The organism is Streptomyces sp. NPDC033136 (assembly GCF_055578235.1).
Genome location: NZ_JBVIPD010000022.1, coordinates 138,837 through 147,613, shown reverse-complemented (window position 1 = coordinate 147,613; position 8,777 = coordinate 138,837). Strand labels below are relative to the sequence as shown.

General features: G+C 70.0%; 10 protein-coding genes. 5 read left to right on the top strand and 5 right to left on the bottom strand.

The window, feature by feature from the left end; genetic code table 11:
- Positions 1 to 1,098: 1,098 nt before the first annotated feature.
- The 3 genes from ACZ5TL_RS31515 to ACZ5TL_RS31505 all read left to right on the top strand — a co-directional run bounded on the left by ACZ5TL_RS31515 (position 1,099) and on the right by ACZ5TL_RS31505 (position 3,085).
- Positions 1,099 to 1,722, top strand: coding sequence for a hypothetical protein (locus ACZ5TL_RS31515; RefSeq protein WP_468594093.1), 624 nt, complete (start codon positions 1,099 to 1,101; stop codon positions 1,720 to 1,722).
- Positions 1,723 to 1,772: 50 nt separating this feature from the next.
- The gene (locus ACZ5TL_RS31510; RefSeq protein ID WP_468594092.1) at positions 1,773 to 2,192 is read left to right on the top strand and encodes a helix-turn-helix domain-containing protein; all 420 of its coding nucleotides are present in this window, start codon (positions 1,773 to 1,775) and stop codon (positions 2,190 to 2,192) included.
- Between the two features lie 461 nt (positions 2,193 to 2,653).
- Positions 2,654 to 3,085: a hypothetical protein gene (locus ACZ5TL_RS31505; protein ID WP_468594091.1), complete on the top strand. Its 432-nt coding sequence runs from the start codon at positions 2,654 to 2,656 to the stop codon at positions 3,083 to 3,085.
- 1,174 nt (positions 3,086 to 4,259) lie between these two features.
- On the opposite strand, the gene ACZ5TL_RS31500 is transcribed toward ACZ5TL_RS31505, so the two are convergent.
- From ACZ5TL_RS31500 to tpg, 5 genes are all read right to left on the bottom strand, one after another.
- Positions 4,260 to 4,775, bottom strand: coding sequence for a hypothetical protein (locus ACZ5TL_RS31500; protein WP_468594090.1), 516 nt, complete (start codon positions 4,773 to 4,775; stop codon positions 4,260 to 4,262).
- Positions 4,776 to 4,793: 18 nt separating this feature from the next.
- Complete coding sequence (locus ACZ5TL_RS31495) at positions 4,794 to 5,054, bottom strand: hypothetical protein (protein ID WP_468594089.1); 261 nt, start codon at positions 5,052 to 5,054, stop codon at positions 4,794 to 4,796.
- A complete protein-coding gene (locus tag ACZ5TL_RS31490; RefSeq protein WP_468594087.1) occupies positions 5,054 to 5,287 on the bottom strand; it encodes a hypothetical protein in 234 nt (77 codons plus the stop codon). Before ACZ5TL_RS31490 ends, ACZ5TL_RS31495 begins: the two co-directional genes overlap by 1 nt.
- 747 nt (positions 5,288 to 6,034) lie before the next feature.
- Complete coding sequence (locus ACZ5TL_RS31485; RefSeq protein WP_468594085.1) at positions 6,035 to 6,796, bottom strand: hypothetical protein; 762 nt, start codon at positions 6,794 to 6,796, stop codon at positions 6,035 to 6,037.
- Between the two features lie 103 nt (positions 6,797 to 6,899).
- Complete coding sequence (gene tpg, locus ACZ5TL_RS31480) at positions 6,900 to 7,490, bottom strand: telomere-protecting terminal protein Tpg (protein ID WP_468594084.1); 591 nt, start codon at positions 7,488 to 7,490, stop codon at positions 6,900 to 6,902.
- A gap of 130 nt (positions 7,491 to 7,620) precedes the next feature.
- Between tpg and ACZ5TL_RS31475 the strand changes: the two genes are divergently transcribed.
- Positions 7,621 to 7,929 carry a DUF6300 family protein gene (locus ACZ5TL_RS31475; RefSeq protein WP_468594082.1) on the top strand — a complete coding sequence of 103 codons (309 nt, stop codon included), beginning with the start codon at positions 7,621 to 7,623 and terminating at the stop codon, positions 7,927 to 7,929.
- Positions 7,930 to 8,014: 85 nt separating this feature from the next.
- On the top strand, positions 8,015 to 8,377 hold the full coding sequence (locus ACZ5TL_RS31470; protein WP_468594081.1) for a nucleic acid-binding protein: 363 nt from the start codon (positions 8,015 to 8,017) through the stop codon (positions 8,375 to 8,377).
- Positions 8,378 to 8,777: the final 400 nt, after the last annotated feature.

Here is an 8,777-nt window from a genome sequence, read left to right as displayed (position 1 = left end):
CTCCCGCGGAGCGGGTACCACATCGCTGCGCGATGTGCAAGGGGGGCGGTCGCTGCGCTCCCGCTGCCCGTGCGGAGCACGGGCGATCCCTCCGCTGCGCTCCGGGATCCCGGTGGGGCCGGCCGCTGCGCGACCGGCGCGGCGCGCGATGCGCGGCCGCCGGGTTGACGGGGTGTCACGTGCGGCTAGTGGGGCCTCCAGTCGAGGGAGTTGGGGAGTCCTGCGGACTCCGGGCGGGTCCGCTGCGCTCCCCGCCTGACGGTCCTTCCGGCTGCGCCTCCAGAACCGTTGGGGGCCCGCTGGCGCGGGCCGGGCTGGCTATGAGGGAGGGGGTCGCTCGTTCGTGTCGGGTTTCAGCGTAGCACGTGCATCAGGTTGATGCAGCATGTACCGTTGGCGGAAACACGGGACACCCCCCAACCACCCCCGCCGTGCGCGGATTTTGAGACTGCATCAGCTCCGGTATTTAGCCCACCACTTAGGTGAGGAATCACGAATTGGGAAGGCTCGGACCTGAGCCACAGAACAGTACCCCCGGAAATCGGGAAGTCGAAATCCCGGCGTTCGGAGGTACCGAAGCCGAACGGCCCCCGGGCCGGGCGGCGGAACCGCCCACCGGTACCGGCCGCGCCTCCGCGCTTTTGATCGTCACGGCCGGTACTACCCGAGACTCAGAGCCGCTGATGCCACCTACGGTCCGCACCCGAGCTGCTGAGCCGCACGCGAAGCCGCCTCAGCCACCACGCCCCAGCCCCGGAACGGGCACGAGCGTGGCCCGACACGCCCAGCTTTCCGCCGCTGCCAGCCCTGGGAAGCCGGGGCTGGCGCCCGCCCTACAGGCCCGGAGGGTGTCTTACAGACACCTAAGAGTGCCTGCGGCTCCAAAACGCGCTGACCTGGGCAAACGCCAAACGGCGTGTTCTAGATCTCCAGAACAAAGGGGGGTCGGTTTGTTCTGGAGATCTAGAACAAACTCCGGGCGTGTCGAAGCGGTGCAGCGGCCCGCTGGAGGCAGCGCGTGTTCTACCCCTCTGAAACAAGACGGTTCCCCTAGTGATACCGTTCGGCCCACGCTTGATGATCTTCCTGGAGGCTTTGATGGAGCAGCTGCCGGTCGTTCGGCCCGGCCAGCGCGTTGTTGCGCGGTCCGACGGCAAGGGCGGCATGGTCGTCAGTGTCGAGAAGATCCAGGGCCGCGAGTTCGCGGTCAGCGCGGAGGTGAAGGGCTACGTCCTGGACGCCCGGCTGCTGATGGACGTCCTGGGCAGCCTGAAGATGCCGGGCAGTTGGTTCCAGGTGTGGTGCAAGCTCGTGGCTGCCCAGGACCCGGCGTACCACGGCGTGGACCGGACGAAGGCGCCGCGCGGGTACATCCGGATCAACCAGCGCGACCTCCAGAAGCTCTGCAGCCTGTCCGCGGCCTCGGTGAGCGAGCCCGCGCAGTTCTTCCACCACATCGGCTGGATGCGGACTGCGAAGCCCGGCGTGCTCCAGCTGAACCCGTGGCTCACGGTGGCCGGCACCTCCGCCGAGCAGGAGCAGTGGCAGAAGGAGTGGAACGCCGCCGAGGGCCCGGCCTGCATCATCCCGGCCCCGGACTACCCCGCCGAGTGGCGCGCGGAGCGGGCGAAGGCGAAGAAGGAAGCCGAGGCCGCCCGCCGCCGCGAGAAGGTCGTGACGCTGTCGCGCCGTCGCCCGCCCGCCCGGAAGGCGAGCGCGTGACACGCGCGGGCATATCCTCAGAGCCAGACGACAACGACCAGGAGGCCCTCGTGAGCACCACTTACGCACCTGGCCCCCCGTCCAACGAGCCGATCACGCTCACCCGCGACGCTCTGCGAATGCTCGCCCTCGTGGACATCTCTCTGACCGCCCGCCGCGTGCTCGACGTGCTCCTGGCCCTCCAGGACCCGGACAGCGGCGCCGTCGGCATCAGCCAAGCCGAGATGGCCGCAGAGCTCGGAGCCGGGAAGCCCGCGGTGAACCGCGGCTTCAAGGAGCTGCGGGAGGCCGGCCTCGCCTGGCTCCTGCGCCGCGGCTGCTACCAGCTCCACCCCATCCTCACCGGCGGCCGGGTCGCCGGCACCGCGATGGCCGTCCCCGAGATCAACACGACGCCCGCAGAGGACTTCACCGAGCAGCGCCGGACCCGCTTCGCCGCCCAGGTCGCCAACCTCGCGCAAAGCGCCTGAGCAGCCCCTCAGGTCCTCCCCGCGCCACGGCGTCGCACCCCAAGGTGCGGCGCCGTTCGCATGCCCAGGGGATGACACTCAGGGCTTCCAGACGGTGCATCGGTCCCGCTAGGGGAAACCGCAGGTCGCCGCGCTGCCGCCCAGGGTGTCGGTATCACCAGGGGAACCGACATGTTCTAGTTCTCCAGAACACGCACTGCCGTGAGCGGGACGCTGGGCATACACCGTTCCCCTCCAGGGGAAAGGTGCTGGTCAGACGGAGCTCAGCCCGAATTTCGGTATCACCAGGGGAACCGTCTTGTTCTGGTTCTCCAGAACACGAGCCGGCGGTCCGCCAAGAGGCGCGTACATCGTTCCCCTCCAGGGGAAAGCAGCAGGCAGGACAGCCCGCACGAGCGTTCCCGGAAGGCCGTGCCGCGCGCCGCCCGCCCGACCGCCGGCCGTCGCGGTACGAGTGGAGCGTGACCCACAACTTCGGCCTCCACCTCGCCCAGGAGATGGGCAACCGCTTCGGCTCGCCCACCGACAGCTGGCCCCCCAGCGCGGAGCAGGTGATCCCGTTCTTCGCCATCGTTGTGAACACGCTGGGCACGGACGACGCGGTGCGGTGGTTCGAGGCGGCCCGCAGAGCCCACCAGCGGGTGGTGACCGCGGAACAGAACCGAGCCCACCACTTCGGCTTCGCCCACCACCTGGACGTGGAGACCGACGCGCACCAGGAACTAACCCTTCCCGTAGTGGCCGCCTTCGAGGCGACGAAGGCGCTGTACGAGGTCACCCGCCGGGACTCCAGCGTCGACGTCGACGTGTTCTTCGACTGCGCGCTGAGGGCGTGCTCGCGTGGCAGCGGCCGGCCCGACAGTGCACTGGCGGCAGCAGGCGCGAACGTGTAGCCAGGCTCGGGCTGCAGCGGCCGACCGCTGCAGCCCGAGCGAGCAGCAGAACCGACGACTGCTCGGGGCCCTGCATGCAGCAGCTGTGCATCGATCTCGCCGGAACATCGCAGATCTGCGATGTCATGCAGATGCCGGGATGGTCCGCAGCCCTGCTGATGGCTCTGGAGCAGCGGGCGCCCGACTGCCTGCAGCGAGGTTGTGCAGCGAGCAGCTGCTGCTCCGGCTGGGCGAGCGTGCTGCCCGTGCAGCACCCGTGTGCCGTCCGGGTCCTGCGATTACTGCGCCACAGCACCCGACCCCGAGCAGCAACCGGCGTTGCACCCTTCACCACCAGGAGCAGCAGCCGGTTGCGCAACGGACGCTGCACGGTGCAGGCCGGGAAGGGTGCAAGGCACTGCAACGTGCAGTCGGTTGCAGCAACGGCGGACTTCACGGGGAGCGCTGACGCCCCTCGAGGGCCGGGTCGATAGACACCGGCGTTGCACCCCAATGTAGGTAGGTACTTGTAGTGCCTACCTGCGGGTTGTTCTTCCTTCCCCCTGAGAGCAGAGCTCGCAGCGGGAACGAGCATCTCCCCACCCGCGCCTGTGACGACAACCGCCGGTGCCCAGCCCGCATGATCCTTCCCGGCCCCTGTGTGGCCGTCTGCGGCGTTCTGAAGCCCTCCGGACTCCCGAGCGGCGATCAAGGGGCTCAGAGACGCTCACAACGGCGTACAGCGTCCTCGAGGGCCGGACTCGCCGCCGCCCCCAGCCGGTGACCACAACCTGCCAGCGTTCAGCCGTCATGATCCTTCCCGACCCTGTGCGGCCGTCTGCCGCGTTCTGAGCCCCTCCAAGACCCAAAGTGACGATCAAGACCGCCAGAGGCGCTCACAGCGCCACACAGCGACTCCTGGGACCGGAGGTGGAGCCCCGCGCGGAGCGCCCCCACGCAGGCGCGGGTGCCGTCCGCGCGCCCCCACCAGGCTTTCCCCGGACCGAGCTCTGCCCTCAGGGGGAAGGAAGAACAACCCGCAGGTAGGCACTGCAAGTACCTACCTACATTGGGGTGCAACGGCCGTCCTCGGGCCGGGCCCGGTGGGAGCCGGTGGCGCAGCACCGGCCACAGCCCGGAGGCGGCAGCCGGCTGATGGGTGCAAGGCCGGACCGGACGTGCGGCGCGGCCGCGGCTACAGGCGCTGGGCGAGGGTCTCGCAGTAGGCCAGGGGAACGGTCGCCTGGTACAGGTCGCCCTCGGCTGCGTTCCGGCAGGCCATCCCGAGCATCATCGCGAGGCTGTGCAGCGTCTCGTCTCCGTCGGCGGAGTCTTCGCCCAGGCGGGCGCGCAGTACGCGGTCGGCCTGATCCAGGACCTCGGGCCAGTCACCGGCGTGTGTCTTCGGATCCACCCCTGTCAGGGGCGTCAGCCACAGGTCGGCGTGTGACTGGAGCAGTTGCTCGGCCGCCCGGTAGTCCAGGACGGATCCGCAGGACAGGCGCAGCCCGTCGGTGTCGGAGGCGGTGCCCGGCCACCCGGGCAGGGCCTCTGAGTGGGCGGGGCACAGGAGTGCGAGCCAGTCCGGCGGTTCTCCGGGCGCGGCGGCGGGGCCCTGCCGGAGCGTGGTCGGCGTGGCGGAACAATCGAGGACCTGGCGGAGTCCGGTGAGCTGGCGGCCGGCGGTCAGCTGCGTGATGTCGGACGGCACCTTGGGCTCCTTCGGCGGCTAGACCTCGATGTAGGCGACGACCACGACGGTGCGCAGCGCGGTGACGAAGTACAGGACGCGCACCTGCTCGACTTCGTCGGCGTACTGGCGCAGTGCGGGGCCGGCGGTGTTGCTGGGGATCGGTTCGCCAACGTCCGGGTCGACGGAGATGACGACCATGGCGCGGTCCAGGGCGTGGATGTCCGCCTCGCTGGTGATCTGCTCCAACTGCTTGGCGGCGGAGTCGGAGAAGGCGATCCGGGCGCGGCGCGGGGCCATCAGGCGACGGCCGGGCGCTGCGAGGCGAGCCGGGCGAGGTGAGCCTCGCGCAGCTCCTCCCACGGCGTGCAGTCCTCCACCGACGGCAGGCCGTTGGTGGCGATGTCCTCCAGGACGGCGGCGAGCTGGTCGGCGTTCTCGCGGGTCTTGGCCGCGTACGCGCGCAACCCGTCGGCGGCCGCGGGCTCCAGCTGCTGCCGGGCTTGGTCGGCGGGGGCCGGCTGATCGCTCATCGAGGGCTCCAGGGGCAGAACTGGCGTCTCCCTCAACGGTATCGGCCGCCCCCGGCACTGGGGACCACTCTGGACGAACCGGCTCGTACGAGGAGGCGGGCCCCAGGGACCCAGGGACCCAGGGACCCAGGGACCCAGGGACCCAGGGACCCAGGGACCCAGCTTCCGGCGCGTTCCGCGGACACCAGGGAAAACACCGGTCTCGGGACCCAGGGACCCAGGTTCCGGGGCGGTTGCTGGGTCCTGGGTCCGCCCGCTGGTGATGACACAGATCAGCTGAACAGTGACACAGATGAGCGTGTCCACCTGGGAAAACAGGGGGTGGATGACACAGATCGGCCGGACTGTTCAGGCGGGCAAGGGATCGAATCCGGATGCGGTCCGTAGTCGCTCTGAGAGGGCTGTCACGCTGATCGGCAAGGTGGCCCGAATCCGGGGGTCGGGCCCGTGATTTCGGGCCGAACCGCCAGCGTGACACCCCAACGTGACAACCGGATCGGGGTGCGTGACACCGGCGAGCGTGACAGCGTGACAGTCACCCTCGGTGATCACGGGAGCGTCCGTTCCCAGACTTCCTCTGCCTGGAGAAACACCCCTCCAACCTCCCAGACATCAAAGGCGTTCCGGGGTATTTCCGGCCCCAGCATCCCAGGTCCCTCACAGGTCTGTGCCCCAGACGCTGGAGGTCTGGGGGACAGCGGAGCGTGAGTGCCGACGCGTGCCTGAGCGGGCCGTGCGATTACTGCGCTACGACCGGGCGCGGGCGAGGAACACGGCGAGGTCACCTGTGGCTTCGGGTTCGGTAGTGGCGAGCCGGGCCGCGAACGCCAGCTGGTCGACGTCGACGCCGGGGACCAGGCGGGCGAGTTGGGCGAGCAACGCGGCGTGCGCGAGGACCGGCGGGGTGAGAAGGCCGGCGGCGGCCTCGCGGGCGGCCGGGTCGCGATAGTGCCCGAGGTGTGCGGCGAGGGCGTGGGCGAGCCAGGCGTCGACGTCGGCCTGGACGTACCCGCCCGCACGGCGGGTGAGTTCGTCGCGTACGGCTTCGTCCCCGTCGCGGGGCTCGGTCTGCTCCAATGTGCCGAGCTCGCGCAGCGCCTGGAGCTCATCGGCACGGGCCGCGATCCGCGCGGCCTCGTGGAGCTCGGCTTCCCGGGCGGCGGCGGCCGCGGCGTCGGCGGCGAGCTCGGCCTGGACGACGTCGTCGGCGTCGGGGTCGTAGACGGTGCCAGGCGCCGCGTCGGCGAGCAGCTGCGCGATGCGCTCCCACTCCGCGAGCTCCGCCGGGCCGCGGACGTCGTCCGCCAGGTCCTCGTGCCTGGAGTCCTGCCGGGCGTCGAACCGGGCGTCCTCGAGGGCCGCCGCGATGGCGTCGGCGTCCATCCCCTTCGCCCGGCGCCGTACGACGCGGCGGCCGATGCGGGCGGGGTCGACCGGCTCCCGGGGCGCGGCGACGCGCGGGGCGAGCGGGCGGCGCGCAGTGCGCCGGGGCGGCCAGGGCGTGGTCATCATCGGCCTCGTATTCGTGTGCGGATTCGGAGCGGGCCGCCGCCAGAGCGCTGTACGACGGCCCGCCGAATATGGTTTATAGCAGGCCCTGAATTCGGCCGTGTCAGAACTGAAAATCTATGGACTGGACGTGCGTGAAATCCGCGCGCAGGCCATCGGCCCGGGTGCCCCATTCCGTGAAATACGACTCGGTGATGGCCTCAGCGACGACCGGATGCAGATCCTCCTCCGTCGCTCCGGCCTCCTGGAGCTCCAGGATCTGCTTCACGTAGGTGGGCGAGATAGGGGTGGTGATGGTGCGGATGCGACCGTCGTCCGAGCTGCCCGAGCACGTGAATCCGAAGTACGCCGTCACCTCCACCATCATCCCGCTGGACGTGGAAGCCTGTTCGCGTACCTGTGCCCTGACCTGCGGTTGCCACTCGGATTCGGTCTCCTCCACCAGGGCCGCCTGGAGACGCTTCTGCGGGGTCTTCAGTGTCCCGGCGCGGTAGCGCTCCACCGTCCGGCGCGAGACGCCCAGGCGCTCCGCCAGGGCCTTGGTCGACCCCTTCGCCCGCGTGAGGAGGAATTTCACCTGAGCCTTCGCGGATTTCGGCGCGGGCCGGGTGAAGACCTTCCGCTCCGCCCGCGTGAGGGCCTCCAGCACCTTGCCGCGGCGTGGGGCCGGCTGCTGCTGCTCGTGTTCGCTCATGCCCCCTAGGGATCACGGATCGCCTGTGGACAGATTCCGTGGTCGGATGTCCCACCGTTGCGGGAGGGGTTGACGGCGTAGATCAGCGGGTCTTGGGTGGAGGGCCACGTCCAGAGCAAGGGGGCTGGCCATGGCGTTGCTGGAGTTCTCTGACCGGCTGCCGCAGTGTTCACGTTACCGAGGCGACCTCATCATGAGCGGGGTGGCGCCGCAGGACGACGAACACGGGCGGCCGATCCACCTGGAGCTGTGCCCGGTGTGTGACACCGGCGACGTGGACCGCCCGGCGGCCGGCCTTCTCGTCCAGTGGTTCGCCAACGACGGCGGTCATGACCTGAGCCGCGTCAAGGAGGGCTCACACCTGCTGATGGAGTGGACGAAGGAGTGCATGGCCGCCCACGGCTGGTACTTGCAGGACACCCCGCCCGACCAGCCCTGAGCGGTCATCGGCAGAAGCTGCCGGCGCGTAGTGCCGCCGCGTCGTACAGGCAGCGCGGCCGCCGCGTCGAACTACTGTTGGGGCCGTGGCGACAACGTACGACTTCCCCGGCGACCTCATCGCAGCGCAGCAGGAACTCAACCAGGTGCGGGCCGACCTCACTGCCCTGTACAAGCGGCTGCCGTACTCCGTCGAACCGATGGAGGCCTGGCAGCGGCCCGAGGGCTACTGGCTTGCCACCTCCCGCGCCTACCCGGACTCGCCGGGCTGGTCGGAGCAGGAGCAGCAGGAGGTCGCCACGCTGCGGGAGAAGGAACGCGACCTCACTGGGGTGATCCTCACGCACGCCTTCTGGAGCGAGGTCGCCGGGCCCGAACGGCTCGATGCCCGCTCCCAGCTCAAGCACGCCCTCGAACGCGAGGACGGCGAGGGCCAGGAGGCGGCGTAGCCGTGGCGGACACGCCACCCGAGCCGGACCCGCCGCCGATTACGGTGCTTCTCCCCGACGGCCAGGAGTTCTCTTGGGGAGCGGCTGTGGCGCGAGGCCACCCCTTGGGGCTTCATGCAGCTCAGCGCCGGTTTCGCCGACGCTAGCAGGTGCAACAGGTGTGGCGGTAGCGCCAATTCAGGTGAAGCCCCGGCGGCGCTGGAGCCGCCGGGGCCCTTGTCCGATCAGCCGGAGCAGAAGGCCGCGCTCGAAGGTGCTGCCGGTGTGGGTCCACTGAGCCGTCGCCCGGCGAACTGGAACAGTTCTTCCATCTGGACGCCGAGCCCCTGAAGATGAAGCGGGTGTCCGAGCCGGCCAGCTGCGGCTGGGCCCGATGTGGGTGTCCGGCAAGGCGATGGAC

Coding starts and splice junctions, on each gene's coding strand:
- tpg (WP_468594084.1), bottom strand. CDS start 7,490: ATGAGCGAACACGAGCAGCAGCAGCCGGCCCCACGCCGCGGCAAGGTG.
- ACZ5TL_RS31475 (WP_468594082.1), top strand. CDS start 7,621: ATGGCGTTGCTGGAGTTCTCTGACCGGCTGCCGCAGTGTTCACGTTAC.
- ACZ5TL_RS31495 (WP_468594089.1), bottom strand. CDS start 5,054: ATGGCCCCGCGCCGCGCCCGGATCGCCTTCTCCGACTCCGCCGCCAAG.
- ACZ5TL_RS31515 (WP_468594093.1), top strand. CDS start 1,099: ATGGAGCAGCTGCCGGTCGTTCGGCCCGGCCAGCGCGTTGTTGCGCGG.
- ACZ5TL_RS31490 (WP_468594087.1), bottom strand. CDS start 5,287: ATGAGCGATCAGCCGGCCCCCGCCGACCAAGCCCGGCAGCAGCTGGAG.
- ACZ5TL_RS31485 (WP_468594085.1), bottom strand. CDS start 6,796: ATGACCACGCCCTGGCCGCCCCGGCGCACTGCGCGCCGCCCGCTCGCC.